The organism is Streptomyces sp. NPDC020747 (genome assembly GCF_044334695.1).
Classification (GTDB): Bacteria; Actinomycetota; Actinomycetes; order Streptomycetales; family Streptomycetaceae; genus Streptomyces.
Genome location: NZ_JBIRTJ010000004.1, coordinates 463,797 through 490,330, shown reverse-complemented (window position 1 = coordinate 490,330; position 26,534 = coordinate 463,797). Strand labels below are relative to the sequence as shown.

Below are 26,534 nucleotides of genomic sequence, written 5' to 3'. Positions count from 1 at the left end.
CCAGTCCCCCCGATGGCGTTAGTGAACGCTCGCGTTCGCTGCCGCGTCAAACGGTAGTGAGTCCCCGACAGTGAGCGCAAGCGTTCGCTGAAGTCGCTGCCGCTTTGCCTCACTTGACCCCGTGGGGACCCCCGGTCCGCACGGCACGTCTGTACGCGCGTGCGTGCCGTCTGCCCGCTCAGACGGAGACACGCTCATGGTTACTTCGAGTTGGACGGCCGCCTTCGCTCAGGCGGCCTCCCCCCGCGCCGCCGTGGTGACGTACTCGAACGTGCGATCCTCGAAGCCGCGCAAGATCAGCTCGGCAAGGTCGGCTGGAACGGACTCACGATGGAGGGTGTCGCCGCCGGCGCCCAGACCGGCAAGGCCGCGGTCCACCGCCGCTGGCCGTCGTAAGGAGGACCTGGTCGCGGACGCACTCCGGGCGGGGCTGCCGTCTTTCGACGACGTACCCGAAATGGGAAGTGTGCGGGAAGGCCTGCCGGAGCTGTGCCGGCGGGCACGCGAGGCGATGTTCTCGCGCCCCGGATTCGCGATGCGCTCCGTGATTCACGAATGTGACGCGTCACGGGCTCAGTGCTTCCAGGCTGTGATCTTCGGAGGTGTCGTGGAGCCGACCTTCCGGCTGTTCGGTTAGGTCGTCGACCGTGGAATCCAGCGGGGAGAGATACGGCCCGACGCGGCGAACTCCTATGTCTTCGACGCCATTCCGGCGATGATGATGAATCGGTCCAAGGTGTGCGCGAGTGAATGGAACGAGCGGGACATCGAGGAGGCGATCGACCGGCTGATGGTCCCGCTGCTGCGGCCGACGGGTGCGTGAGCGGTCTCCGCGACGGTGAGGCCGGAGCGCCGAGGCCGACTGGGGAAGCCTGGGTGTCGCGTGGGGTTCCGGGCGGCGTAGGCTGAGGGCGCCATGCCGTACGAACCACCAACCCACACTGTCGAGCGCTCCCTGCGCGCCACGACCGGAGCGAAGGTCATTGCCGGTGTCGACGAGGTGGGGCGCGGCGCTTGGGCCGGCCCGGTCACCGTCTGCGCGGCGGTCACGGGCCTGCGCCATCCGCCCGAAGGCCTCACCGACTCCAAGCTCCTGACCGTCAAGAGGCGCACCGCGCTCGCCGAGATACTGGCGAAGTGGGTGACGTCGTACGCCCTCGGGCACGCCTCTCCGGAGGAGATCGACGACATGGGGATGACGGCCGCGCTGCGACTTGCCGCCGGCCGTGCTCTCGAAGCCCTGCCGGTGCGCCCCGACGCAGTCATCCTCGACGGGAAGCACGACTACCTCGGGGACCCCTGGCGGGTCCGTACGGTGATCAAGGGCGACCAGTCCTGCGTCGCTGTCGCGGCGGCCTCGGTGATCGCCAAGGTCCAGCGCGACAAAATGATGGCCGAACTGGGTATCGACCATGCAGACTTCGGTTTTGCGGCCAACGCCGGGTATCCGTCACCGGTGCACAAAGCCGCGCTGGAGATGCGGGGCCCCACCCCGTACCACCGGATGACGTGGGCGTATCTTGATGCGCTGCCCCAGTGGCGGCATCTCAAGAAGGCCCGCAGTTGGGCGGATGGAAACGTTCCGGAGATCGAAGGGCAGCTCGGCTTCGATTTCTGACGATTCCACTCGCACTCATGTGCCACCCGCCGACGCGACTCGCACCGGCGTTTGATAAAAATCAGCTCATGCCTCTCATTCCCGAGGAGCCTCAGATTCACGAGAGTGTCCAGGGTCCCCGCGCCACTCCGGCCGCAGGCCGTACCGCGCCGACCCCCCGTCCCGTACCCGGACCCCGTCCCGCGGCTCCGCCGCGTCCCGGCCGTCCGGGTCCTGTCCGGCCTGTGCCGCCGGTGCAACGCGCGCCGCACGACACGGCCGTGGCCAAGCCGGGGCCATCCGCCCCGGCGGCCCCCACCGCCCCCTCGACTCCGCAGATCCAGCTGATCCCGGCCTCGGCCGAGGGCGCGCTGGACGCGGCCGAGGAAGCGGTCGACCTGCTCCTCGACTCGGGCCGCGTCCCCGGTGAGGTCCTGGTGATCACCACCGGCGAACCGCACCCGTGGGCCGCGCACGAGCTCTCGTTCGGCGAGGCCGCCTACTGGGCCCAGCACGACGCGGGAGACGACGTCTTCTACGCCGACGCGTCCGCCCTCGGTCGTGCCGCGTCCCGGCCCGTGGTCGTCGTCGCCGTCAACGGCGGACCCGACGCCACTGCCGCCACCGCCCTGCCGCTGGCTCTCGGCCGAGCCGGCACCCTGCTGATCGTCTGCGGGGATCCGCAGCAGATCAACTCGGTGCTGGGCGCGGGGGTCTGAGGACCCCCGTTCTTCTGGGGGTACCTGGGGGGTGGAGTGCCACTGCGGCCCAGGCCGCGGTGGCATCAGCACGGTGGACGGTCCGACGTGTGCCGGTACGGGGGACGTGCCGGCCGCCGGCACGGCTGTCATGGTCCGCCCGATCGGCATGGCCGTTCAGCGTTGTTGTCGTACCTGTCCGAGGGGCCCGTGCGGGTTCGAGGGCGTGTGTGCGTGCCCTGGTGTCGTTGCTTGGGCGAGCTCTCGTACGGGCTGTGGCCCTCCGGTGCGTGCTGATTTCTCGCGTGAGTTGAGGGGTCTGTACGCGGTGAGGGTTTGTACGCGTCGAAGGTTGTACGTGTGCCCCTGTGCGGGTTCGGGGTACCGGGTTGGCCCCTCTCTCGCGGTCTTCCGGCTCCCCTGCAGTTTTCGGACGACCGGTGTTGTGGCCGGTCCTGCTTCAGCGAGGCCGGGGTGGTCCTCTGTGACTGCGCGGCGGCCGCTGGGGCCGGTGCTGAGGGCCGGCCGGACGAACGGCCGACCGGTGCCGCTTGCGGCGGTCACGGGCTCCGCCTCAGCGGGCCGCCGCGCGGCGCAGCACCTCCGAGGCCGAGCCACCGGTGCGTGGCTGAATGCTCTCGACCGCGGCGAGGGCGTCCAGGGACTCCGGCTTCGAGTCCGCGCTCGGCCGACGTCCGCCACGCCCTTCACCGAGCACCTGCCAGCCCTCACGCGTCAGCGTGATGTACGCCCCGCAACGCAGCCCGTGCAGCGTGCAGGCGTCTCGCAACCCCCACATCCACGCGCCGTCCTCCTCGGTCCATCGCCCGTCGCCCTCACGGCAGTAGAGCAGGACGGCCGTACGCACCGGTGTGCGGCGCCGCAGGTCGTGCGGGATGACCCGGCGCAGCTGCGCGAGCAGCGCGTTGCGGAACATCCAGCCGTCCGCCGGGGCCGGCCGCCGGACGAATGAGGCGCTGGCCCTGAGCCGTTCGTCCGGATCGAGGACGGCGACGATCGCGGTGTCCGGCCGGGGCCGATGCCGGGAGTGCAGCCCGCTGACGACTTCCCGGGGATTGCGCAGCAGCGGAATCCCCGCGGCGGCCCATTCGGCGGGTTCGAGCATCCGGGCGAGTGAGTTGGCGGAAGCGGCGGACGTCGACATCGATGCCGCCGAGGACGGAGCGAATCCGAAGGTCACGGTCCTCCCTTCGGCTACGCGCCCATACAACGGGCGGGGGTCGGACTTGGGGGAGCGCACCGCGGCACAGCCCGAACGGGCGGCCCAGGAAGGACCACGCGGGGCGCGAGGCCAATTCTTCCTGTCGAACTTGGTTGCGGCAACGAGCAATTGGGGCCACGGACCGTTATCCGGTGATCCGCCTCATATATCCCTGCCCGATACCCCGGATGTCACGCCTGGATCACCCTTGCACGGCAAGGACCAGCGGCAACACCCCCTGTGCACCGGCCCGCCGGAGCAGGCGCGCGGCCACCGCCAGCGTCCAGCCGGTCTCGGTCGAGTCGTCCACGAGCAGGACGGGTCCCTTGGCCTCGGCCAGCGTGGTGGCCAGACCGGGCGGCACCACGAGCGCCCCGTCGAGGGCCTTCAACCGCTGCGCGCTGTTGCTCCTGGAGACCTGCGCAGCCTCGTGTCCGGGGGCGTACTCGATGGAACCCAGCAGGGGCAGGCGTCCGACCTCCGAGATCCGCGTGCCCAGCGACTGGATCAGACGCGGCCGGCCGTGTGAGGCCATGGTGACGACACCGACCGGGCGCGGCTGTGCGTCGGGGCTCCCCGAGGCCCAGCCGCCAGGCCCCTTCGCCCAGTCGGCCAGCACACCGACCACGGCCTTCGCCACATCGTCCGGAACGGGCTCGTCAGGGGCCTGGGGCGAGAGCATCGGCCGCAGCCGGTTGCCCCAGCCGATGTCCGAGAGCCGTCCCAACGCCCGCCCGGACGCGGCCTGTTCACCGGCCGGAATGCGCCCCTTCAGGTCCACGCCGACCGCCGGCAGGCCCGTCGGCCACATCTTCCGGGGCTCGACCTCGACACCCGCCCGGCCCAGCTCACCACGCGCGGAGTCCAGGGACGACGAGGACACGGCGTCGGTGAACCGGGGCCCCGCGCACATGTCGCAGCGACCGCACGGAGTCGCTCCCTCGTCGTCCAACTGGCGCCGCAGGAACTCCATTCGGCATCCGGTCGTCGTCACATAGTCACGCATCGCCTGCTGCTCGGCCGCACGCTGCTTGGCGACCCAGGCATAGCGCTCGGTGTCGTAGGTCCACGGGTCGCCCGTGGAGATCCAGCCGCCCTTGACGCGGTGCACCGCGCCGTCCACGTCCAGGACCTTGAGCATCGTCTCCAGGCGTGACCTGCGCAGCTCCACCAAGGGTTCGAGCGCGGGCAGCGACAGGGGCCGGCCCGCCTGGGCGAGGACGTCCAGGGTGCGCCGGACCTGCTCCTCCGGAGGAAAGGCGATCGACGCGAAGTACTGCCAGATCGCCTGGTCCTCCTTGCCGGGCAGGAGCAGCACCTCGGCATGCTCCACCCCGCGCCCCGCACGGCCGACCTGCTGGTAGTACGCGATGGGGGAGGACGGGGACCCCAGATGCACCACGAACCCGAGGTCGGGCTTGTCGAAGCCCATGCCCAGCGCCGACGTCGCCACCAGTGCCTTGACCCGGTTCGCGAGCAGATCCTCCTCGGCCTGCTGACGGTCCGCGTTCTCCGTCTTCCCGGTGTACGAGGTCACTGTGTGCCCGCACTGCCGCAGGAACGCGGTGACCTCCTCGGCCGCGGCCACCGTGAGCGTGTAGATGATTCCGGAGCCGGGCAGCTCGCCCAGATGCTCGGCCAGCCAGGCCATCCGGTGTGCGGCATCGGGCAGCTGCAGCACACCGAGGCTCAGGCTCTCCCGATCCAGCGGGCCGCGCAGGACGAGAGCGTCCGTGCTGCCGCCGGTGCCCAGTTGTTCGGCGACATCGGCCGTCACGCGCGCGTTGGCCGTGGCGGTGGTGGCGAGGACCGGGACGCCCGGCGGGAGATCCGCGAGCATCGTGCGCAGCCGGCGGTAGTCCGGCCGGAAGTCGTGGCCCCAGTCGGAGATGCAGTGTGCTTCGTCGACCACGAGGAGGCCGGTCGCGGCGGCGAGCTTGGGCAGCACCTGGTCGCGGAAGTCCGGATTGTTGAGCCGCTCGGGGCTCACCAGCAGGACGTCCACCTCGCTCGCGGCCACCTCGTCCTGGATCGTGTCCCATTCCTCCGTGTTGGACGAGTTGATGGTCCGCGCCCGGATGCCGGCGCGTGCGGCCGCCTCGACCTGGTTGCGCATGAGGGCGAGGAGCGGGGAGACGATGACGGTGGGGCCCGCGCCCTGTTCCCTCAGCAGCGCCGTCGCGACGAAGTACACCGCGGACTTGCCCCAGCCGGTGCGCTGCACGACCAGGGCTCTGCGCTTGTCGGCGACCAGTGCCTCGATGGCGCGCCACTGGTCCTCGCGCAGCCGGGCATCACCCGCCGGGGCGCCGACGAGGCGGGCGAGGACGGTGTCGGCCGCGGTGCGCAGCTCTGCGTTGCTCATGGCCCCATGCAACCCGATGGGTCGGACATCACGCGAATGAGGCGGTCAGCCTGTGGACAAGTTCTGACGTGATCATGGTCGTGGTTATCCACAGGTCAAAGCGGAATATCGGGATCCGCGGGATGGTCACGGCATGACGAATCACAGCGAAGCGGCCGGGAACCTCGGCGACGGTGACATGAGCGGGTGCGGCGGGCGTCGTGAGGGCGACGGGATTGGAGGGCTCGACGGGTTTGGAGGACTTGGAGAGTTTGGAAGGAGTGGGGGCGCGGGTGGTGAGCATCGCCAGGTCGATGGCGGTGATCGCGAAGTGAGTGGTGGGCAGGCCGAAGCTTGTGGTGGACGCGGCTCAGGGCGTGGCGGACACGGGTCAAGGCAAGGCGGACAGGGCTCGGCGCATGGTGGAGATGATCCAGGCAGTGATGGGCGCGGTTCAGGGAGCGGGGGACATGGCTCGGGGAGCGGAGGGCACGGCTCGGGACCGGGTGCACGAGGTGGGGGCCGTGGAGGTGAGAGCCGTGGCGGCCCCGCACACGGCGCGTCGGGCGTCCCGTTCGCCGAGCATCAGGTAACCCTCCGCACTCCCGCCGAACTGGCGGACGCACTGCCGTACCTGCTCGGATACCGGCCCGAGGACAGCATCGTGCTCGCCGCCCTCCACGACAGGGACGGGCGTGGCAGGTTCGGCGGACGGGCCCGGCTCGGCATCCCCGGCAACGCGGACGACTGGGCGTCCGTCGCCCGACAGCTGACCGAGGGACTTGTGAAGGGCAGTGAACGCAGGGGCGCGGTGCCCGAGAGCATGGTCGCCTTCCTCTGCCAGGACCCCAAGGACGGAGAGTCGGCCCGGGAAGTCATGGAACGACTGCGCCCACTCGCACAGTTCCTGCGCACGGCCTGCGGTGCCCTGGACGTGCCCGTGATCGAGGCCCTGTGCATCTCGGACGGCCGCTTCTGGTCGTACTGCTGCCCCAGTGCGCAGTGCTGCCCTTCCGACGGGACACCCATGGGGCTGCCCGGCACGTCCGTGCTGGCCGCCGCGGCGACCTACGCCGGCCTCCAGATCCGGGGATCCCTGCGGGAGTTCAGGGCGAGGCTCATTCCGTGGGAGACGGCGGCCGCGCTGGAGCAGGAGTCCGCGCTCGATGCGGTGAGCATGGCGCTGATCCCGCGAATCCTCGACGACGAGAACCGCACAGCGGTGGCTTCCGAGACCTTGGACCTGGCTCATCGGGTCATGTGTCGGTTCGCCGACTCCACGTCTGTGGCCGGTGTGTCGGGTGTTTCCGGTGTACCTGCTGTGTCCGGCTCGGCAGGTGTGTCCGGTGCGGCGGGTGTGTGCGGCGCATTGTCGGCGGATCTCCGGGACGACGAACTCCTGGGCCACGACGAGGCAGCCACCTTGATTCTCGGCCTCCAGGACCGCACGACGCGCGACCGGGCGGCGCAGTGGATGGAGGGCGACGAGGCAGGCCCCGCCCTCCGCCTCTGGCGGGCTCTGGCCCGCCGCTGTGTCGGCCCGTACGGCGAACACGCCGCGGCGCCGCTCACTCTTGTGGGATGGGTCGCCTGGTCCTCCGGTGACGAGCTGGAGGCCCGTGAAGCCCTGGCGATGGCGCTCGGAGCGGATCCGGGATACCTGTTCGCCCGTCTTCTCCACCAGGCGTGCAACGAGGGCCTGGACCCGGAGTCGATTCGCCGCTGCCTCCGCAAGGAGCGTGTGGATCGTGCCGACGCGGAGGTGATCGCGTCGTCGGTGTCCGCGGCGCCCTCGGCGTCCCCGGTCGACGCCGACGGACCGTCCGGGCCCGCCTCGACATCGTCGACCCGGGTGGCTTCCCGTCGCCGACGCAAGCCGCGGTCGACGGGGAGCGCGGCGAGCCGACCGGGTTCCCGGCCCTCCGGGACCGCGGGCACACGCCGTCCCCGGTCCACCGCCGACGGCTCTCCGGCGCCGGAAGCACCCACCAGGGCCGGTGACGGTACGAGTGGCGGCACCCGGTCCCGCCGAGGGGACGGCCGGCCTGGGACGAAGCACGGCGAGACATGAGGGCGGGTGAGTGGTGCCGAGCGAGTTGGCCGACTCGGTTCGGATGGTCGGCCTGGCTGCTTCGGGTGGCGGTTTGGGGGTTGGCGGGGCTTGGGTTGGTGTGGGGGCCTTTCGGACTCGGGGCGATGTGGCGCGGGGTGCGTGCGCGGGTCCTGGGAGCGATTGCGCCCTGGAAGGGCGGGACTTCTGAGGACACTCCGGGGGCGGCTGGCTGGGTGGAATACGCCTCCGCCCCGGGTCGGCTGTCGGAAGAGACGTCAGGCGGTCGGGGCCGGGCGTTGGAAGGCGCGTCCGGCCCGGGCAGATTGCCGGTAGGTGCGTCCGATCCGACTCGGCCGTCGGCAGGTGCGTCCGACCCGAGGCGACCGTCGGAAGGCACGCCCGACCCAAGTCGTCGGCCGGAAGATGCGGCCGACCCGAGCCGCAGGCCGGAAGACGCAGGTGGTCCGAGCGACCTGCCGGAGTCGAGTGGCGTAGCGCTCCGTGAGGCGGGAGGCATTGCCCGGCTCCGGGCCGCCGGATACGGCGAGGGTGACGAGGCGGTTGTTGTGCCACTCGCCCCCGTCGTTCTCTGCAGACGCCTCCTCCCTGCCGGAGCGCCTGGCTGGGATGGCACCCATGCTGCGACAGCGGGTCCGCGCGTGTGCGACCCCCAGGCCGGCGTCATCCACGTACGCCACCCCCAGAGCGGCGTGATCCACGTACGCCACCCCCAGACCGGCGTCGCCCCGGCTCTCGGCCGTACCTGCCCAGGCAGGCCGTCAGAGCAGCCCGTGCAAGCCCACCCCGCTCCGCGGAGCAGCCGCGACCGCGCTTCGGAGCCCCCGGCTCACCGCCAATCGGTCGGCTTCCGTGAACCGGGGCGTGACCCGGGACAGGCCCGTTCCGTTCACCTGAGTGGCGCAGCCCGCGGCCGGGCCGTGCCATCGCATCGAACCCGCCCTTCCGGAGCCCCTCACACGCAGCTGAGTGCGCACTCAGCGCACGGAGCGCAGAAGAAGCCGCCCCATGCCCCTGCCCACCCAGTCCTCCATTCCGCACGACAATCACCCTCTGCTCCGCAGGCCCGCACAGCTCCCCATAGCCCCCGGCGGTGCCACAACTCCGAAGGCACCCCTGTCCCTGCCGCACGCGACGGCGAATCTGCCTCCCACGCACAACGCGCTGATCTGCGTCGCCCTGCCCGGACTTGCGATCTCCCCGGAGCACGGCCAGCTGACCGGACAGGGACTGGAAGGCTTCTACCGCGCGGGCCGACGCATGCTCTCCCGATGCCGACTGCGCGTCGCGGGGCGGGAGCCTCTCGCGATCCAGGCCCGGATGATCGCGGCCGACCAGGCCCGTTTCGTGGCGACCTTGAGCCTGTCGGCCGACGGTGGCCCCGACCCGGATGTCATCGTCGAACGGACGCGATACGCGGACGGCACGGAACGGATCACCCTGCGCAGCGCGGCCCACCGCCATCTGCGCCTGCCCGTCGAGATGTCGCTCGGCACGGACCTGGCGGAACTGGGCGCGGTCGCCTCCGGGCAGGCCGGTCCCGACCTGCCTGCCAGCGTCCATGACTCGGGCATGCGGTGGTCCTGCGCCACCGGGCACTCCGTCGTCACGGCCCACCCGCCGCCCTCGGACGCGCTGGCCTCGGCGGGACTGCTCCGATGGGAACTCGAACTGCCGCCCGGCGACACCCGAAGCGTGGAGCTGAGGGTACGGCCGACCGGTGCGGGTCCCATCCGGGCCGTCGCGCGCGCTGCCACGAGCCCGCTTGCCCAGGCACGGGCGGTGAGCGACGACCCAAGGGCCGAGGCGCTCCTGCGCACGAGCATCGAGGACCTCCAGGCCCTGCTGCTGCGTGACCCGGCCTATCCGTCCGACAACCACCTCGCGGCCGGCGCGCCCTGGCGCTGCGGCATGGCGCCGGCCGACGCGCTGGCGGCGGCGCGCATGACCCTGCCGCTGGGCACCCGCCTCGCCGCGGGCACCCTGCGCTCCCTGGCGCGCACCCAACTGGTGGGCGCGGGGCCGCGATCCGGACTGCTGCCCGGGCCGCGACGCCACGCCGGTACGTATCTGCCACCGAGCTGCACGGGCGAAGAGGCGACCCTGCTGTTCCCTGTCGTTCTCGCGGAAGCCAGGCGTTGGGGGCTCCCTGAACAGGAGACCGAGGAACTGCTTCCTGTGGCCGAGCGCTGCCTGCAGTGGCTGCGGACGGCGACCGGCGACGGTACGTATCTGCCCGACCCGCGCCCCGGCGGACCACGGCGCTGCGAGACCCAGGCGCACGCCCACCGGGCCGCGCTGCTGGGCGCCGATCTCCTTGACGCGTACGGCAGGGGAGGTGGCCCCGAGTTGCGGGGATGGGCTCGCGGAATGAGGGCCGCGTTCCAGGAGGACTTCTGGATCGAGGACAGGGGAGGCGGCAGACCGGCCGCGGCCCGTCTGCCGGACGGGCGGATCGTGCCGCACCTCGGCGCGGCCAGTGCGCACCTCCTCGACACCGGGCTGCTCGGCGTGGGTGCCCCGGCCCAGGGGCTGCTCGACAAGGTGCAGACGGAGCAGCTCGCGCGGCTGCTCGGCGGGCCCGCCATGGACTCGGGCTGGGGACTGCGCAGCCTCGGCGCGAAGGAGGCGGCGTACAACCCGTTCGGGCACCGAGGCGGGGCCGTGCGGGTCCACGAGACGGCTGTCGCCGTCGCGGGACTGGCCGCCGCGGGCTACGAAAAGGAGGCGAGCTCACTCCTGCGGGGTGTGCTGTCGGCGGCAGAGGCCTTCGGGCACCGGCTGCCGGAGATGTACGCGGGGGAGCAGCGCACGGAAGGAGGTGCCCCGCTGCCGCATCCGGCGGCTTGTCGGCCTGCGGCCACGGCCGCGGCGGCAGGGATCCTTCTGCTCACCACCCTCGCAGGAATCCGCCCCGACGCCCCTGCCGGAACGGTGACGCTGCGGCCCGTCCGCGGCGCACCCCTGGGCGAGCTCGGGCTGACCGGCCTGCGCGTCGCCGGCGCCCCCTTCTCCGTACGTGTCAGCAGGCTCGGCCTCGCCATGGTCGAGGAGGCTGCCGACGGGCTCCAGCTGGGAGTGTGAACGGGCGGAAGCCGGCGAGGGGAGGGGCGGAGCAGGCCCCGGCGTCCGTACCGGAGAGCAGTGGATCAGCCATTGAAGCGACCGACGAAGGGAGTGTTTATCGTCAGGCAGACGACTATGATCTCGACATGCCCTACGACCCGTCAGCCTTCCCGCCGTTCGCCGTCACCGTTGACCTGGTCGTGCTGACCGTGCGTCGCCATGCTCTGTGCGCGTTGGCGGTACGGAGGGGTGAGCCGCCCTTTCAGGGGCGGTGGGCGCTGCCCGGCGGCTTCGTACGGCCGGACGAGGACCTGGCGCAGGCGGCGGCGCGGGAACTGGGCGAGGAGACCGGGCTGTGCGCCCATGACCCTGCCGCGCCCGCGCAGGCCAACGGCGCGCACCTGGAGCAGCTCGCGACCTACGGCGATCCGAAGCGCGACCCGCGGATGAGGGTCGTCAGCGTCGCTCATCTCGCCCTCGCCCCCGATCTGCCCGCGCCCAGGGCGGGCGGAGACGCGAACAGCGCGCGCTGGGCCCCCGTCGAGGAACTGCTTCAGCGGGGCGGCTACGGCCGTGACGGCGAACAGGCCGCGCCGCTGGCCTTCGACCACGCGCAGATCGTGGCGGACGGTGTGGAGCGCGCCCGCTCGAAGATCGAGTACTCGTCACTGGCGACCGCCTTCTGCCCGACTGAGTTCACGGTCGGTGAACTGCGCCGGGTGTACGAGGCGGTGTGGGGCGTGGCGCTCGACCCCCGCAACTTCCACCGCAAGGTGACCGGCACGCCGGGATTCCTCGTCCCCACGGGCGGTACGACGACCCGCCAGGGCGGTCGCCCGGCCCAGCTGTTCCGCGCGGGCGGTGCCACGCTGCTCAACCCGCCGATGCTCCGCCCCGAGGTCTGACACCGCTCCTGGAGCGGCGCCGGGACGGAACCGAGCCAAGAGGGGCGCGGCCTCGCGATCCGTGCCGAGACCGGGCATGGCCCCGAGAACCGTGCCGAGACCCGAGGTCACCCGGGATCGGCCGTCAGGCCAAGTGGTCGGACAGGCGCGGGGCATACCGTTCAGCCCGCCCAGAATGCCCGAAAAACCGTACATATCGCGCTATCTTGCTTCGGGTGATCCAGGCCATCGGACTGACCAGCAACGCCCGCAAGGAGCTTCCCCCCGCCGTCGACGACGTCTCCTTCGAGGTGCCCGCGGGCCGCGTCACAGCGCTCCTCGGGGCCCCGGGCGCGGGCAAGACGACGGCGCTCAGGCTCATGCTCGAACTCCAACAGGGCCGCGGGATCACCTACTTCAGAGGTCGTCCGCTGCATCGCATCGCCCATCCCTCGCGCGAGGTCGGCGTGCTCCTCGGGGAGGTCCCCGGTCATCCGGCACGCACGGTCCGCGGTCAACTCCGCATGCTGTGCGCCGCGACAGGCGTGCCGGCCCGGCGCGCCGACGACGTCCTCGAAGTGGTGGGCCTGGTCAGCCTGCGCGACCAGCGTCTGAGCGCGCTCTCGCGCGGCATGGACCGTCGCCTGGGTCTGGCCTGCGCACTGCTGTCAGACCCGCACACGCTCGTGCTCGACGACGCCGCCGAGGGACTCTCCGCCCGAGAGGGCCGCTGGCTGCACGGGATTCTGCGGGCCCACGCCGCCGGGGGCGGCACCGTGCTGTTCGCCACGGGCGACCCGAAGGAGGCCGCGCGGACCGCCGACCGTGTCGTCACGCTGGAGGAGGGCAGGCTCGTCGCCGACCAGGACGTCACCGACTTCGCCCGCACCCGTCTCCGGCCCCGCGTAGCCGTCCGCAGCCCGCACGCCGCCCGGCTCGGCGCCCTGCTCACCAAGGAGGCCCGCACCACTCGACGCTCCGTGGAGGTCGTACGGGAGGACGGCAACCGCCTCTCCGTGTACGGCAGCACGTGCGCCGACATCGGCGAAACCGCTTACCGCCACAGCATCCTCGTACACCAACTCGCGGACGAGATCGGCGACATGGGGCCCGTCCCCGCGCGGCAGTCAGCGAGTGACCCCCAGGGGGCCGAGCAGCCGGCACGCACCCCGGAGGCGGAAGGCGCGAGCGAACTGTCTCCTCTCCCGCCGCCCATCACCGCCAGGCCGGGCTCCAGCCCCTTGCGGCCGCTGCGCTACGAACTGCGCCGTGCGGCCGGGGTCGCCACCGGCTACCTCACCGCTGTCGCCGTGCTCGTCGCCTCCGCCCTGGTCTCCGTGCTCCTGGCCAGAGCGGGGCACACCCCGCAGCCGCGTCTGCTCGCCGCGTGGCCGAGGGAATTTCCTCTGCCGCCCGCGGCGCTCGGCGCGGGGCTGCTCGGTGCCATCGCCTTCGGCGATGAGTTCCGTCATCCCGCCCTGGCCGCCGATCGCGGGAACGTCCCCCGCCGACTGGGGCTCCTCGCCGCCAAACTCCTCGTCGCCGCCGCCACCGCGCTGCTGCTGGCCCTCCTCGCGGTGGGTGTGGACGCCGAACTGCTCTACCTCGTCTACGGACGGGAGCTCGCGGGAGTTCCCGAGGACTGGCTTTCGCTGAGCGCGAGTTGGATCGGTCTCGTCGTGGGCTGCGCCTGGGCGGGCGTCCTGGCGGCCGGTATCTTCCGGTCGACGACCGCCGGACTCGCGGCGGTACTGGCCGTACCGGTCCTCGTCGTACCGCTCGTGCAGAAGGTCCTGGAGGGACCGTCCGTGCGGACCGCCGCCGGGTTCTCGACCCGGCTGCGCGAGCTCGTGCTGGTGCAGTGGCCGTTCGGAGGCGAGCGCTATGTGGCTGCTGTGGCGCGAGTGATCGCCCAACCCGTCGGCGGCGCACTGATGTTGTCGATCAGCGCCCTGCTCTGCGCATACCTGCTCACCACCCTACGGAGCAGGGTCCGATGACGACCGCCCGTGCACATGCGTTCCCTTCGTGTGCGCAACTCCACGCAGAACGCCCATTTCTTTCCGATAAGGCGTCAATTGCGACGGGGTGAGCGATCACCCTTTCGTGTGCTTTTCACCAAAGACCTCAAGGGAGTTGGAGACGGAGCCGACAAAGGATCCGTGAGTACCCTTGCGCACACCATGATGACCGCCGCTCGTTCCGCAGACTCCGGCCTCGCCGGTCCGGGCGAACTCGACCGCTACCCCTACGGGGAGGTCCCCGGCGCAGACCGCGTCAGCGCCTCCGTGTGGGACAGCACGGACCCGGATCTGGGCCGCATGGGCCGACGTGCCGCCGGCAGCCGCGGCCGCGGCCTGCATGGCCAACTGGTCCAGCAGCTGGGGCAGATGATCGTCTCCGGCGACCTGGGCGCGGACCGCCCGCTGGTGCCCGAGGAGATCGGCCAGCGATTCGAGGTCTCCCGTACCGTCGTCCGTGAGTCGCTCCGCGTTCTTGAGGCGAAGGGCCTGGTCAGCGCCCGCCCCAATGTCGGCACGCGCGTGCGCCCGGTCAGTGACTGGAACCTCCTTGACCCGGACATCATCGAGTGGCGGGCCTTCGGGCCGCAGCGCGACGACCAGCGCCGCGAGCTGAGCGAGCTGCGCTGGACGATCGAACCGCTCGCCGCCCGCCTCGCCGCCGGACACGGCCGGGAGGAGGTGCAGCAGCGCCTCGCCGACATGGTCGAGATCATGGGCCACTCCATGGCGCAGGGTGACGCGCTCACCTTCTCGCGCGCCGACGCGGAGTTCCACTCGCTGCTCATCCAGGTCGCCGGCAACCGCATGCTGGAGCACCTCTCCGGCATCGTGTCCGCTGCGCTCCAGGTGTCCGGCAACCCGGTGACGGGTTGTGACCGGCCGACCGAGGTGTCCCTCGGGTGCCATGCCCGCATCGTCGACGCCCTCGCCGCCGGCGACGGGTCGGGTGCCGAGACGGCCATGCGCCAACTGCTCACCGTCCACCCCGAGGTGGAGCGCGTCGTGCCCGCGCCGCGCGAGCACTGACCGCGCACCGAGGGCGGCGCGGTCGGTGGCGGGTGCCCCGTGTGGCATCGCTTGGCCGGCGAATCATCTGCCGCCGGACCCCCTGGATGCTTCTGGAATCCGGCGGGGTCCGGCGGTGTGATGGGGTACTGAGGTCATCGGCTGACCACCTCTGACCGCATCTGGGAGCTTTTGATCACTTACGGGGTGTGACTCGGGCCACGCAGATTGGGCGTAACGCTCCACGGGGCAGCGCGATGACCTAAGAGGTGACAGCCGAGTAGGGAATACAGCCGCCGTTCAAGGCGCTGTGACTCTTCCCGGCCCTCGCCCGCGCCGTCGGCCCATCCCCAAGTCGGCGGTCGTCGGCTCCTGTCCGTACCGGACGGGGCCGGAAGCCGTTTTCCAACGTTCCGAGAGGTTGTTCGTGTCGGCCAGCACATCCCGTACGCTCCCGCCGGAGATCGCCGAGTCCGTCTCTGTCATGGCGCTCATCGAGCGGGGAAAGGCTGAGGGGCAGATCGCCGGCGATGACGTGCGTCGGGCCTTCGAAGCTGACCAGATTCCGGCCACTCAGTGGAAGAACGTACTGCGCAGCCTCAACCAGATCCTCGAGGAAGAGGGTGTGACGCTGATGGTCAGTGCCGCGGAGCCCAAGCGCACCCGAAAGAGCGTCGCAGCGAAGAGTCCGGCCAAGCGCACCGCCACCAAGACCGTCGCGGCGAAGACGGCGACGGCCAAGAAGGCCACCGCCACCGCCACTCCGGCGATGCCTGCCGCAGACGCTCCCGCCGAGGACGCAGCCGAGAAGAAGGCCGCTGCCAAGAAGGCGACGGCCAAGAAAGCCGTAGCGAAGAAGACCGTCGCGAAGAAGGCGACGGCGAAGAAGACCACCGCCAAGAAGGACGACGCCGAGATCGTCGACGACGAGGCGGCCGAGGAGACCCCCGGTGCGGCCAAGGCCGGTGGCGAGGAGACCCCCGAGGACGGCGCCCAGGGCTTCGTCCTGTCCGACGAGGACGAGGACGACGCGCCCGCGCAGCAGGTCGCCGCGGCTGGTGCCACGGCCGACCCGGTCAAGGACTACCTCAAGCAGATCGGCAAGGTCCCGCTGCTCAACGCCGAGCAGGAGGTCGAGCTCGCCAAGCGCATCGAGGCCGGTCTGTTCGCCGAGGACAAGCTGGCCAACGCCGACAAGCTCGCCCCGAAGCTCAAGCGCGAGCTGGAGATCATCGCCGAGGACGGCCGCCGCGCCAAGAACCACCTCCTGGAGGCCAACCTCCGTCTGGTGGTCTCCCTGGCCAAGCGTTACACCGGCCGCGGCATGCTCTTCCTGGACCTCATCCAGGAGGGCAACCTCGGTCTGATCCGCGCGGTGGAAAAGTTTGACTACACCAAGGGCTACAAGTTCTCGACGTATGCCACGTGGTGGATCCGTCAGGCGATCACCCGCGCCATGGCCGACCAGGCCCGCACCATCCGTATCCCGGTGCACATGGTCGAGGTCATCAACAAGCTCGCGCGCGTGCAGCGTCAGATGCTCCAGGACCTGGGCCGCGAGCCCACCCCGGAGGAGCTGGCCAAGGAACTCGACATGACCCCGGAGAAGGTCATCGAGGTCCAGAAGTACGGTCGTGAGCCGATCTCCCTCCACACCCCTCTGGGTGAGGACGGCGACAGCGAGTTCGGTGACCTCATCGAGGACTCCGAGGCGGTCGTCCCGGCCGACGCGGTCAGCTTCACGCTCCTCCAGGAGCAGCTGCACTCGGTCCTGGACACGCTGTCCGAGCGTGAGGCGGGTGTCGTCTCGATGCGCTTCGGTCTCACCGACGGTCAGCCGAAGACCCTCGACGAGATCGGCAAGGTGTACGGCGTGACGCGCGAGCGCATCCGCCAGATCGAGTCCAAGACGATGTCGAAGCTGCGCCACCCGTCGCGTTCGCAGGTGCTGCGCGACTACCTCGACTAGGTCTCGGCCGTACGTCACCGAGGGCCCGGTTTCCCGCTCAGGGAGCCGGGCCCTCGGTCTGTGCGGAGTGCGGAGTGCCGCCATCTGGATCACGCTGGGTGTCTCATGACAACCCCAGAGTGAGGAGCGCGCATGCCTCGTCCCTTTGCCCGAGTGCTGGCCGTCGCGGCCACGGCGGCCGTCATACCGTTGGCCTGTCCGGCCCCCGCGACGGCCGATGTCATCATCGGCGGCTATCCGGTCGAGATTTCCGAGAGCCCCTGGACGGTCGCCGTGTCCAGCCGTGACCGGTTCGGGGGTACGCGTGCCGGACAGTTCTGCGGGGGTGTGGTGATCGGCCGCTCGACAGTGCTGACCGCGGCCCACTGTTTGAGCAAGGAGGTGCTGGGCACGCCTCCGCAGCAGGTTCGCGATCTGAAGGTGATCGCGGGCCGCGGGAATCTGCTGTCGGCCGAGGGCAGGGAGATCGCCGTACGCGACACCTGGATCAACCCGCGCTACGACAGCTACACGAACGCGGGGGACTTCGCCGTACTCACTCTCGCGGAGCCCCTCGCCGCGAGCGCGGTCATCCCCATGGCGGGCCCCGGTGACGCCGCGTACAAGCCCGGCCCGGGGGCCGTGGTCTACGGCTGGGGCGACACCACGGGGAGCGGCGACTACGCGACGGCTCTGCGGGCCGCGCGTGTGCAGGTGTTGCCCGACGCACTCTGCGAGGAGGCCTATCCGGGGAGCGCTGACGGAACGTACGTGGCCGCTTCGATGCTGTGCGCGGGGGAGGAGGAGGGGGGCCTGGACGCCTGTCAGGGGGACAGTGGCGGGCCACTGGTCGCTCAGGGGCGGCTGATCGGCCTCGTGTCGTGGGGGAGCGGCTGTGGGCGGGCCGGCAGTCCCGGCGTCTACACACGGGTCTCGGAGGTCGTCAGGACGCTCGGAGCGGGCCGCTGAAGGCCCTTCTGTGCCCCTGGGAGGCGTGAGCCGTCCACGGGCTTCAGGGAGCACGAGCGCGGGCGGCCACCCCTGGACAGGGGCGGCCGCCCGGTCACCGGCCTGTGCCGGAGATGGCTCGTCGTCTGCGCGAAGTGTCAGTGCTCTTCGTCGTTGGCGCTTGCCGGGGCGGCAGTCAACCGCTCCGTCTCGTCCTGTATCTCAGCGGCGATCTTCTTGAGTTCCGGCTCGAACTTGCGCCCATGGTGGGCACAGAAGAGCAGCTCACCACCGCTGAGGAGGACGACGCGCAGATATGCCTGGGCGCCGCAACGGTCGCAGCGGTCAGCGGCCGTCAGCGGGCTCGCGGGGGTCAGAACAGTAGTCACGTCGCCTCTTCTCTAGCTCGACGAGCTGTCGTACCAGGGTCAACATCCAACCAGGCCGAAAACGTTCCCGCTCGTGGCTCTTCCTCGAAAAAAATCTTTCGAGTCGGCTGTCTGCTGCCGGTTGGCGGCGAATGAGCCGTATTGCGTGTCTTCGTGTCTTACGGGTTCGCGCTCTGTCAGGTTCAGTCCTCCCGGCTGGCTTGCCGGTTGTTCTTGAGGACGTGCCCGGAGCCTAAATGGTTCATGCCTGGAAGGGAACGTGATATGTACTTCACTCCAACGAGGGATCGAACAAGCATGCGACGCTGGTCTAGTCTGAGTTTCGGACGAGGGTGGCGTTACAACGGCTCTACCAGGCCTCGGTACCCTCGGAGCGGCGACCGAAGCCGGGCCCTTACCCAAAAGGGCCACACCTGAAATTCAGCGAGGAGCGAACCGCGTGACCGCCGAGACGTCCGTGCCGTCCACAGCGCTGCTGACCGGAGCAGACCGGGACGGTTCCAACTACACCGCGCGGCACCTGCTCGTCCTCGAAGGACTCGAGGCCGTGCGGAAGCGCCCGGGCATGTACATCGGGTCGACCGACAGCCGCGGTCTGATGCACTGCCTGTGGGAGATCATCGACAACTCCGTGGACGAGGCCCTCGGAGGCTACTGCGACCACATCGACGTGACCCTTCACGACGACGGCTCGGTCGAGGTGCGCGACAACGGCCGGGGCATCCCGGTCGACGTCGAGCCCAAGACCGGTATGTCCGGCGTCGAGGTCGTGATGACCAAGCTGCACGCCGGCGGCAAGTTCGGCGGCGGCTCGTACGCCGCGTCCGGCGGCCTGCACGGCGTGGGTGCCTCCGTGGTGAACGCGCTCTCGGCCCGTCTGGACGTCCAGGTGGACCGCGGAGGCCACACCCACGAGGTGAGCTTCCGCCGCGGCACCCCTGGAGCGTTCAAGGGGGACGGGGCCGACGCCGCCTTCGACGCGTCCGCCGGGCTGCGCAAGCTCAAGAGGGTCCCCAAGAACCGCACCGGCACGCGCGTGCGCTACTGGGCCGACCGGCAGATCTTCCTCAAGGACGCGAAGCTCTCCCTGGAGCACCTGCACCAGCGCGCCCGGCAGACCGCCTTCCTGGTGCCCGGCCTGACCATCGTCGTCCGCGACGAGTACGGGCTCGGCGAGGGCGGCAGCAAGGGTGAGGAGTCCTTCCGCTTCGATGGCGGCATCAGCGAGTTCTGCGAGTACCTGGCCAGCGACAAGCCTGTCTGCGATGTCCTCCGTTTCTCCGGACAGGGCAGCTTCAAGGAGACGGTCCCGGTCCTGGACGACCACGGGCAGATGACACCCACCGAGGTCACCCGGGAACTGGGCGTCGACGTGGCGATGCGCTGGGGAACGGGCTACGAGACGACCCTGAAGTCGTTCGTGAACATCATCGCCACGCCCAAGGGCGGCACTCACGTCGCGGGCTTCGAGCAGGCCGTCGCGAAGACGATGAACGAGGTGCTGCGCACCAAGAAGCTGCTGCGCGTCGCCGAGGACGACATCGTCAAGGACGACGCCCTGGAAGGACTCACGGCTGTCGTCACGGTCCGCCTCGCCGAACCGCAGTTCGAGGGTCAGACCAAGGAGATCCTCGGCACCTCGGCGGCCCGCCGGATCGTGACGAACGTGGTCTCCAAGGAGCTCAAGGACTTCCTGACCTCCACGAAGCGGGATGCCGCCGCGCAGGCCCGGGTCGTCATGGAGAAGGCCGTCTCCGCCGCCCGTACGCGCATCGCGGCCCGTCAGCACAAGGACGCGCAGCGCAGGAAGACGGCCCTTGAGTCCTCCTCACTGCCGGCCAAGCTCGCCGACTGCCGCAGCGACGACGTGGACCGCAGCGAGCTGTTCATCGTCGAGGGGGACTCCGCGCTCGGCACTGCCAAGCTCGCCCGGAACTCCGAGTTCCAGGCGCTGCTGCCGATCCGTGGAAAGATCCTCAACGTCCAGAAGGCGTCCGTCACGGACATGCTGAAGAACGTCGAGTGCGGCGCGATCATCCAGGTCATAGGAGCAGGGTCGGGCCGGACCTTCGACATCGACGCCGCGCGCTACGGGAAGATCATTCTCCTCGTCGACGCCGATGTCGACGGCGCGCACATCCGCATCCTGCTGCTGACGCTCTTCCAGCGCTACATGCGGCCGATGGTCGAGGCGGGGCGGGTGTTCGCGGCGGTGCCGCCGCTGCACCGCATCGAGCTCAGCCAGCCCAAGAAGGGCCAGGACAAGTACATCTACACGTACTCCGACCGCGAGCTGCGAGAGACCGTGCTGGAGCTCCAGCGCAAGAACGTGCGGTACAAGGACTCGATCCAGCGCTACAAGGGCCTTGGCGAGATGGACGCCGACCAGCTGGCCGAGACGACCATGGACCCGCGCTTCCGTACGCTGCGCCGGATCAACATCTCCGACCTGGAGGCCTCCGAGCAGGTGTTCGACCTGCTGATGGGCAACGACGTCGCCCCGCGCAAGGAGTTCATCTCCAGCTCCGCGGCGACGCTGGACCGCTCGCGCATCGACGCGTAGACGGTCGCGCGGCCGGTTCGGCCGAGTGAGTCCGTCGGGACCGCGAGAGGTCCCGTCGGGCGTCGGGCCGGGAGACGTCCGTGCGCCCCGTCTCCACCCGCGGGTGGAGACGGGGCGTTTTCGGGATCCACCCATGATCCACCCTGGCTCCGATCTGCCGACCTGCCCGTTTCCGTAGCGTCGAAGGCGTCGACAGCGCCCGCTGCCGGCACCCGCCCTTCCTCGCTACACGGAGGCCGCGATGTCCGGGCTTGTCGATGCCTTGGTGATCCTCGCCGTTGTCGTCCTGGTGATCGCCCGCCAGTTCCGCACCCGTCGGATAACGACGGACAGGAGCTGGTGGGCCGTGCCCGCGGTCCTGGTCTTCCTCGCCCTGCGCAAGCCGGGTCTGCTCGACCCCGACCACCGGACGCTGTCGGTCCTCCTGCTCGGCACCGAACTCCTTGTCGGCCTGGCCACCGGCGTCGGCTGGGCCTGGACCACGCGGATGTGGAGGACACCGGACGGCACGGTGTGGAGCAGGAGCAGCAAGGCTGGCGCTCTCGTCTGGACCGTCGGGATAGCCCTGCGGGCGGGCTTGTTCGGCATCGGTGCCGTCCTCGGCCTGCACCAGGACAGCTCCGCCCTGCTCCTCGCACTCGCGGTGACGCTGCTGGTGCGCTCCGGGATCATGGTCCGACGGGCGCAGACACTGCCCCCGGCGAGCGGGCAGAGCACGGCGTACGGTGACGGCATGCCCCAGCCCTCGCGGAAGGAGCGTGTATGACGGAGAACGTCTGGATGCTCTGGCCCTCCCGCGAGGCACTCTCCCGAGTAGGAGTGCACAGGGCCCGGCGCGCGCTCGCCGGGGCCGCGCGCGTCTTCGCCGTCGGGGTCCTCCTGGTGACGACCTTCACGGACAGCGACCTGCACGGCTGGGGTGTCGCAGGGGCCGCTCTGGGAGTCCTTGTCTGCGGACTCGGGGTCTGGGGCTTCTGGAGGGCCACGCTCGAGCATCGCCTGCTTCCCTCCTTGGGGTTGCTCGTGCTGCTCTTCGCCGTCGCGACGGCGGCGCAGAGCGCGGGGTTGCGGGTTCCTGCCCTCGTCGTGTGGTGCGTCTGCGCCGTCAGCGCCATGGAACGGCTGCCGCTCGCGGCGGCACTGCCCGCAAGCGCCGCGGCTCTGGGAACGTACGCGGCGGTGAACAACGACGCCTGGCTGACCACCCTGGCCACGACCGTGGGGCTCGCTCTGGCCGGATACGTGCTGCGGCTGGACGCTGAGGCCCGGGGCAGCGCCCAGCGGCTTCTCGCCCAGGAGCGGGCCGCACGGGCGGCCGAGGCGGAGTCGGCGGCGCTCGCGGAGCGGGCCCGGATCGCGCGGGAGATCCATGACGTGCTGGCGCACAGCCTCTCGGCGCAACTCGTGCACCTGGAGGCGGCACGGCTGATGATCGAGAGGGGAGCGGAGCGGGACAAGATCCTCGATCGGGTCGTGGCGGCACGGGGAATGGCCCGCGAAGGCCTCGCCGAGACCCGGCAGGCACTCTCCGCGCTGCGCGGAGAGCTGTCCCCGCTGGAGGAGTTCCTGAGCGAACTGGTCGCTGACACCGCCGGCGCCGATGTCACCGTCACGGGTGAACGGCGGCTGTTGCCGGCCGAGGCGTCGCAGGCCGTGCGCAGGGTCGCCCAGGAAGCACTGACGAACGTCCGGAAGCACGCCCCCGGGGCCAAGGTCCGCATACGCCTGGAGTACGGCGAGCGCGAAGTGATGTTGAACGTAAGGGATTCGGGAGCGCCGCCGGGCGAATTTACACACTCTGGTGCCGGATACGGTCTGCTCGGAATGAGGGAGCGGGCCGAGCTGCTGGGCGGCTCGCTGGAGGCCGGGCCGTACGAGGAGGGGTTCGTGGTGACGCTGAAGGTGCCCGTATGACGGAGGTGGGCGGGGCGCCGGCCCGTGTCGTCGTGGCGGACGATCAAACCGTGGTGCGCGAGGGCATCGTGATGCTGCTCGGGCTGCTGTCGGGGATCGAGGTCGTCGGGGCCGCCGCCGACGGGCACGAGGCCGTGCGCCTGGTCGCCGAGCTCGACCCGGACGTCGTGCTGATGGACCTGCGCATGCCCCGCTGCGACGGGGTGGAGGCGACCAGACGCATCCGGGCCGAACACCCCAGGACGCAGGTCGTCGTGCTCACCACGTACGCGGACGACGCCTCGCTGTTCCCTGCGCTCAGAGCTGGGGCCCGTGGCTATCTCACCAAGGACGCGGGCGGCGAAGAGATCGTACGGGCCGTGCGGAGCGTGCTGTCCGGGGATGCCGGGCTCTCCCCGGGCATTCAACGGCGCCTGCTGGAGCGGCTGTCCGATCCGGAACCCGCCGTTCCCGCGGAGGGTGCCGGGGCGCCGGACGGGCTCACCGCTCGGGAGACGGAGGTGCTTGTGCTGATCGCCGACGGTCTGACCAACCAGGAGATCGCCCGCAAGCTCCATGTCTCGACGGCCACCGTGAAGACCCACATCAACAACCTGTTCGCCAAGACGGGGCTCAAGGACCGTGCGCAGGCGGTCCGTTACGCCTTCGGGAAGGGACTTGTGCGGCCACCAGGGGGGTGAGTCACCTGATGGGGTGAAGAGCGCGGAGAGAAGAGTCTGGGATCTTCCCGATCTGTCCATCCTTGGGCACGCGGCCGAAACGGGCAGCGGACAAGGAGAGTTCGGTGGAGAAGCACGACGGTCCCGACTCCGGAAAGGTCCGGTTCGACGACCCCTGGTACGACGCGCTCGCCTCCGGCTGGGGCGAGTTGGACAGCACGGGTGCGCCCGCTCCCGCCGTGCCGCCCGCGCGCGGGGAGCAGGAGGACCGGACAGCCCGTGCGGCCGACGTCTATCTGGAGGTGCAGCGCAGCGCGGCCTTCCAGGAGGTGCGCAGCCGGTACCGGAGGTTCGTGATCCCGGCCGTCGCCGTCTTCTTCACCTGGTATGTGGGCTATGTGGTGACGGCGACGACGGCTCCGGAATTCATGGCGCAGCCCGTCGCCGGCGCGGTGAACGTGGCGATGCTCGCGGGGCTGGGGCAGTTCCTCACGACGTTCCTGTTCACCTGGGCGTACGCACGGCACGCCCGGCTGCGCAGAGACCGGGCCGCGCTCGATCTGCGCTGGGACACACAGGAGCTGACGCGAAGTGTCGCGGGTGGTGACCGGTGACCGGGAACCATCAGACGCTGGCGCTGTTGCTGTTCAGCGTGTTCGTCGCGGTCACCCTGGGGATCACGACCTGGGTGAGCCGCCACCGGCATGGTTCGGCGGAGGAGTTCTACGCGGGCGGACGGCTCTTCTCGCCCATGGAGAATGGTTTTGCCATCGCGGGCGACTACATGTCCGCCGCTTCCTTCCTCGGTATCTCGGGGCTGATCGCGCTCTTCGGCTACGACGGGCTGCTGTACTCGGTGGGCTTTCTCGTCGCCTGGCTCGTCGTGCTGTTCCTCGTCGCCGAACTGGTGCGCAACTGCGGGCGGTTCACGCTCGCGGACGTCGTCGCGGCTCGTATGAGTGAGCGCCCGGTGCGGATCGCGGCGGGGACGTCCTCGGTGACCGTGTCCGTGCTGTACCTGGTGGCGCAGATGGTAGGCGCGGGCAGCCTGGTCGCGCTGCTGCTGGGAGGTACGAGCGAGGCGGCTCAGGCCTGGACGGTCATCGGCGTCGGGGCGCTGATGGTCATCTATGTGTCGATGGGAGGGATGCGGGCCACCACGTGGATCCAGATCGTCAAGGCGGTCCTGCTGATGGGCGGGACGATCGCGCTGACCGTGCTTGTCCTGATGCGGTTCCAGGGGGACTTCGACCAGTTGCTGCGTACGGCGGCGGATCGGAGCGGGCACGGGAAGTCGTTCCTCGCGCCGGGGCTGAGGTACGGCGGGGACTGGACCGCGCGCCTGGACTTCATCAGCCTGGGACTCGCGCTCGTGCTGGGCACTGCGGGGCTGCCGCACATCCTGTCGCGCTTCTACACCGTGCCGACCGCGCGAGCCGCACGGCGCTCGGTCGTCTGGGCGATCGGTCTGATCGGCGGGTTCTACCTGATGACGATCGTGCTGGGGTTCGGGGCGGCGGCGATCGTCGGGCCCGATGCCGTGCGCGGGTCGAACGCGGCCGGGAACACGGCGGTTCCGCTGCTGGCGCTCGATCTGGGCGGTGGCGCCGGTTCCACCGGAGGAACGGTTCTGTTCGCGATCGTCGCCGCGATCGCCTTCGCCACGATCCTTGCGGTGGTCGCCGGAATCACGCTCGCCTCGTCGGCGTCCGTGGCCCACGACCTCTACGCGTCGCTGCGACGGCGGCGGGCGAAGCCACGCAGCGAGGTGGCCGTCGCGCGGACAGCCGCGGTCGGCATCGGCGTCGTCGCCATCGCGCTGGGCCTGCTCGCGCGCGACCTCAACGTGGCCTTCCTGGTGGGGCTCGCCTTCGCCGTCGCCGCGTCGGCGAATCTGCCGGTGCTCATGTACTCGCTGTTCTGGCGGAACTTCACGACGCGCGGCGCGGTGTGGTCCGTGTACGGGGGCCTGGTGCCGGCCCTGGTGCTCGTCGTGCTGTCCCCGGTGGTGACGGGCAGCCCCGCGTCGCTGTTCCCGGGAGTCGACCTCCAGTACTTCCCGCTGGAGAACCCGGGCCTGGTGTCGATCCCGCTCGGCTTCCTGGCGGGCTGGCTCGGTACGGTCACCTCGGCGGAGCCGCCGGACGAGGCCAAGCACGCCGAAACCGAGGTACGGGCGCTTACGGGGGCGGGAGCGGTCTGACCGACGGGCGGGAGGGAGGCCTGGCGCGACGCCCTCAGGCGGGGCCCACGAAGCCCGTATGGCGGTCTGGCAGGGCTCACTGGTCCGGCGGGGCTCACCGGCTCAGGGCGCAACCCACGCGTAGCGGTGTTCCGGGCGCCCTGTGTCCCCGTACTTGAGTGAGAGCCGGAGACGGCCCGCCTGTTCCAGGTGGCGGAGGTAGCGCTGGGCGGTGGAGCGGCTGAGGCCCGTTTCGGCGGCGACCTCGTGGGCCGAGAGAGGGTGGTCGGCCTGGTGGAGGACGGTGCAGATCAGGTCCGTCGTCGGCTCCGAGTGACCGGTGGGCAGACCCGGCGCGGACGGGGCGGGCGTCGTACGCAGGGCGCCGAACATGCGGTCGACTTGCTCCTGCCCCGCCACGCCCTGGTCGCTGACTCTGTCGACGGTGCGGCGCAGTGCGGCGTACGACTCGAGCCGCGTTCGCAGCGCTGCGAACGTGAACGGCTTGACCAGGTAGTGCAGAGCGCCCAGACGCATCGCGGCCCGCACGGTCTCCACGTCGCCGGCCGCGGTGATCATGATGACGTCCGCGCCCATGCCCAGTTCCCGCATCTGCTGGACGAGTTCGAGGCCCGTCCGGTCGGGCAGATAGTGGTCGAGCAGGATCAGGTCGACGGGCTCCCGGCCCGCCGCGTCCAGGGCCTGGGCGGCGCTGTGCGCACGGGCGGCCACCCGGAAGCCGGGAACCTTCCCCACGAACTTGGCGTTGATTTCGGCGACACGGAAGTCGTCGTCCACGACCAGGACGTCAATCATCGGGCCTCTCTCCCCGAGCCGGGCGAGCGGTGAGCCCGTGCTGTCGGCCCCAGTGTTGTGGAGTGAGCAGAAAGAGCACAACACCCTTCTGTAATCAGAAGAACGCCTTGCGCACACAAGACTGATGCCGTGGCGCGGGCCACGGCTACGGTCGCGGGGCATGAGCGCAGACACCGGCCCCGCCATCGCACTGCGAGGCGTGCG

The 26,534-nt window shown here is 70.5% G+C and carries 20 protein-coding genes and 1 pseudogene; 16 read left to right on the top strand and 5 right to left on the bottom strand.

Features of this window, described 5'->3' with window-relative positions:
- Positions 1 to 196 precede the first annotated feature (196 nt).
- From ACH4YP_RS14875 to ACH4YP_RS14865, 3 genes and pseudogenes are all read left to right on the top strand, one after another.
- Positions 197 to 823, top strand: a pseudogene (locus ACH4YP_RS14875) (TetR/AcrR family transcriptional regulator).
- Between the two features lie 93 nt (positions 824 to 916).
- On the top strand, positions 917 to 1,618 hold the full coding sequence (locus ACH4YP_RS14870; protein WP_361055434.1) for a ribonuclease HII: 702 nt from the start codon (positions 917 to 919) through the stop codon (positions 1,616 to 1,618).
- A 68-nt stretch (positions 1,619 to 1,686) separates the two neighbouring features.
- Positions 1,687 to 2,316: a hypothetical protein gene (locus ACH4YP_RS14865; RefSeq protein WP_398490787.1), complete on the top strand. Its 630-nt coding sequence runs from the start codon at positions 1,687 to 1,689 to the stop codon at positions 2,314 to 2,316.
- Positions 2,317 to 2,869: 553 nt separating this feature from the next.
- Here ACH4YP_RS14865 and ACH4YP_RS14860 read toward each other — a convergent pair.
- The 3 genes from ACH4YP_RS14860 to ACH4YP_RS14850 form a co-directional block, all read right to left on the bottom strand.
- Positions 2,870 to 3,496: a hypothetical protein gene (locus ACH4YP_RS14860; RefSeq protein WP_361055428.1), complete on the bottom strand. Its 627-nt coding sequence runs from the start codon at positions 3,494 to 3,496 to the stop codon at positions 2,870 to 2,872.
- 223 nt (positions 3,497 to 3,719) lie between these two features.
- Complete coding sequence (locus tag ACH4YP_RS14855) at positions 3,720 to 5,882, bottom strand: RecQ family ATP-dependent DNA helicase (RefSeq protein ID WP_398490786.1); 2,163 nt, start codon at positions 5,880 to 5,882, stop codon at positions 3,720 to 3,722.
- 28 nt (positions 5,883 to 5,910) lie between these two features.
- On the bottom strand, positions 5,911 to 6,165 hold the full coding sequence (locus ACH4YP_RS14850; RefSeq protein WP_398490785.1) for a hypothetical protein: 255 nt from the start codon (positions 6,163 to 6,165) through the stop codon (positions 5,911 to 5,913).
- Between the two features lie 27 nt (positions 6,166 to 6,192).
- Between ACH4YP_RS14850 and ACH4YP_RS14845 the strand changes: the two genes are divergently transcribed.
- The 7 genes from ACH4YP_RS14845 (at position 6,193) to ACH4YP_RS14815 (ending at position 17,828) form a co-directional block, all read left to right on the top strand.
- On the top strand, positions 6,193 to 7,932 hold the full coding sequence (locus tag ACH4YP_RS14845; protein WP_398490784.1) for a DUF4192 domain-containing protein: 1,740 nt from the start codon (positions 6,193 to 6,195) through the stop codon (positions 7,930 to 7,932).
- A 1,008-nt stretch (positions 7,933 to 8,940) separates the two neighbouring features.
- Complete coding sequence (locus tag ACH4YP_RS14840) at positions 8,941 to 11,016, top strand: glycogen debranching N-terminal domain-containing protein (RefSeq protein ID WP_398490783.1); 2,076 nt, start codon at positions 8,941 to 8,943, stop codon at positions 11,014 to 11,016.
- A gap of 128 nt (positions 11,017 to 11,144) precedes the next feature.
- On the top strand, positions 11,145 to 11,903 hold the full coding sequence (locus ACH4YP_RS14835) for an NUDIX domain-containing protein (protein WP_143638125.1): 759 nt from the start codon (positions 11,145 to 11,147) through the stop codon (positions 11,901 to 11,903).
- A gap of 215 nt (positions 11,904 to 12,118) precedes the next feature.
- A complete protein-coding gene (locus tag ACH4YP_RS14830; protein ID WP_398490782.1) occupies positions 12,119 to 13,882 on the top strand; it encodes an ATP-binding cassette domain-containing protein in 1,764 nt (587 codons plus the stop codon).
- Positions 13,883 to 14,044: 162 nt separating this feature from the next.
- The gene (locus ACH4YP_RS14825; RefSeq protein ID WP_361055414.1) at positions 14,045 to 14,932 is read left to right on the top strand and encodes a FadR/GntR family transcriptional regulator; all 888 of its coding nucleotides are present in this window, start codon (positions 14,045 to 14,047) and stop codon (positions 14,930 to 14,932) included.
- A 406-nt stretch (positions 14,933 to 15,338) separates the two neighbouring features.
- Entirely contained in the window at positions 15,339 to 16,880 is a 1,542-nt protein-coding gene (locus tag ACH4YP_RS14820) for an RNA polymerase sigma factor (protein ID WP_361055411.1), read from the top strand.
- 132 nt (positions 16,881 to 17,012) lie between these two features.
- Entirely contained in the window at positions 17,013 to 17,828 is an 816-nt protein-coding gene (locus ACH4YP_RS14815) for a S1 family serine peptidase (RefSeq protein ID WP_398490781.1), read from the top strand.
- A gap of 137 nt (positions 17,829 to 17,965) precedes the next feature.
- Here the strand turns inward: ACH4YP_RS14815 and ACH4YP_RS14810 are convergent, their stop codons facing one another.
- Positions 17,966 to 18,196, bottom strand: coding sequence for a hypothetical protein (locus tag ACH4YP_RS14810; protein WP_055513118.1), 231 nt, complete (start codon positions 18,194 to 18,196; stop codon positions 17,966 to 17,968).
- A gap of 439 nt (positions 18,197 to 18,635) precedes the next feature.
- Between ACH4YP_RS14810 and ACH4YP_RS14805 the strand changes: the two genes are divergently transcribed.
- The 6 genes from ACH4YP_RS14805 (at position 18,636) to ACH4YP_RS14780 (ending at position 25,535) form a co-directional block, all read left to right on the top strand.
- A complete protein-coding gene (locus ACH4YP_RS14805) occupies positions 18,636 to 20,759 on the top strand; it encodes a type IIA DNA topoisomerase subunit B (protein ID WP_398490780.1) in 2,124 nt (707 codons plus the stop codon).
- A gap of 241 nt (positions 20,760 to 21,000) precedes the next feature.
- Positions 21,001 to 21,525: a DUF1453 domain-containing protein gene (locus tag ACH4YP_RS14800; RefSeq protein WP_361055402.1), complete on the top strand. Its 525-nt coding sequence runs from the start codon at positions 21,001 to 21,003 to the stop codon at positions 21,523 to 21,525.
- Positions 21,522 to 22,673 (top strand): sensor histidine kinase, encoded by a 1,152-nt coding sequence (locus ACH4YP_RS14795; RefSeq protein ID WP_398490779.1) that lies wholly within the window; start codon positions 21,522 to 21,524, stop codon positions 22,671 to 22,673. Before ACH4YP_RS14800 ends, ACH4YP_RS14795 begins: the two co-directional genes overlap by 4 nt.
- A complete protein-coding gene (locus ACH4YP_RS14790; protein WP_361055396.1) occupies positions 22,670 to 23,353 on the top strand; it encodes a response regulator transcription factor in 684 nt (227 codons plus the stop codon). Before ACH4YP_RS14795 ends, ACH4YP_RS14790 begins: the two co-directional genes overlap by 4 nt.
- Before the next feature lie 104 nt (positions 23,354 to 23,457).
- Complete coding sequence (locus ACH4YP_RS14785; RefSeq protein ID WP_398490778.1) at positions 23,458 to 23,946, top strand: DUF485 domain-containing protein; 489 nt, start codon at positions 23,458 to 23,460, stop codon at positions 23,944 to 23,946.
- Positions 23,943 to 25,535, top strand: a complete 1,593-nt coding sequence (locus ACH4YP_RS14780) for a cation acetate symporter (RefSeq protein WP_361055390.1) — start codon at positions 23,943 to 23,945, stop codon at positions 25,533 to 25,535. The genes ACH4YP_RS14785 and ACH4YP_RS14780 overlap by 4 nt, the downstream gene beginning before the upstream one ends.
- 102 nt (positions 25,536 to 25,637) lie before the next feature.
- Here ACH4YP_RS14780 and ACH4YP_RS14775 read toward each other — a convergent pair whose 3' ends face one another.
- Positions 25,638 to 26,330, bottom strand: a complete 693-nt coding sequence (locus tag ACH4YP_RS14775) for a response regulator (RefSeq protein ID WP_361055387.1) — start codon at positions 26,328 to 26,330, stop codon at positions 25,638 to 25,640.
- Positions 26,331 to 26,534: the final 204 nt, after the last annotated feature.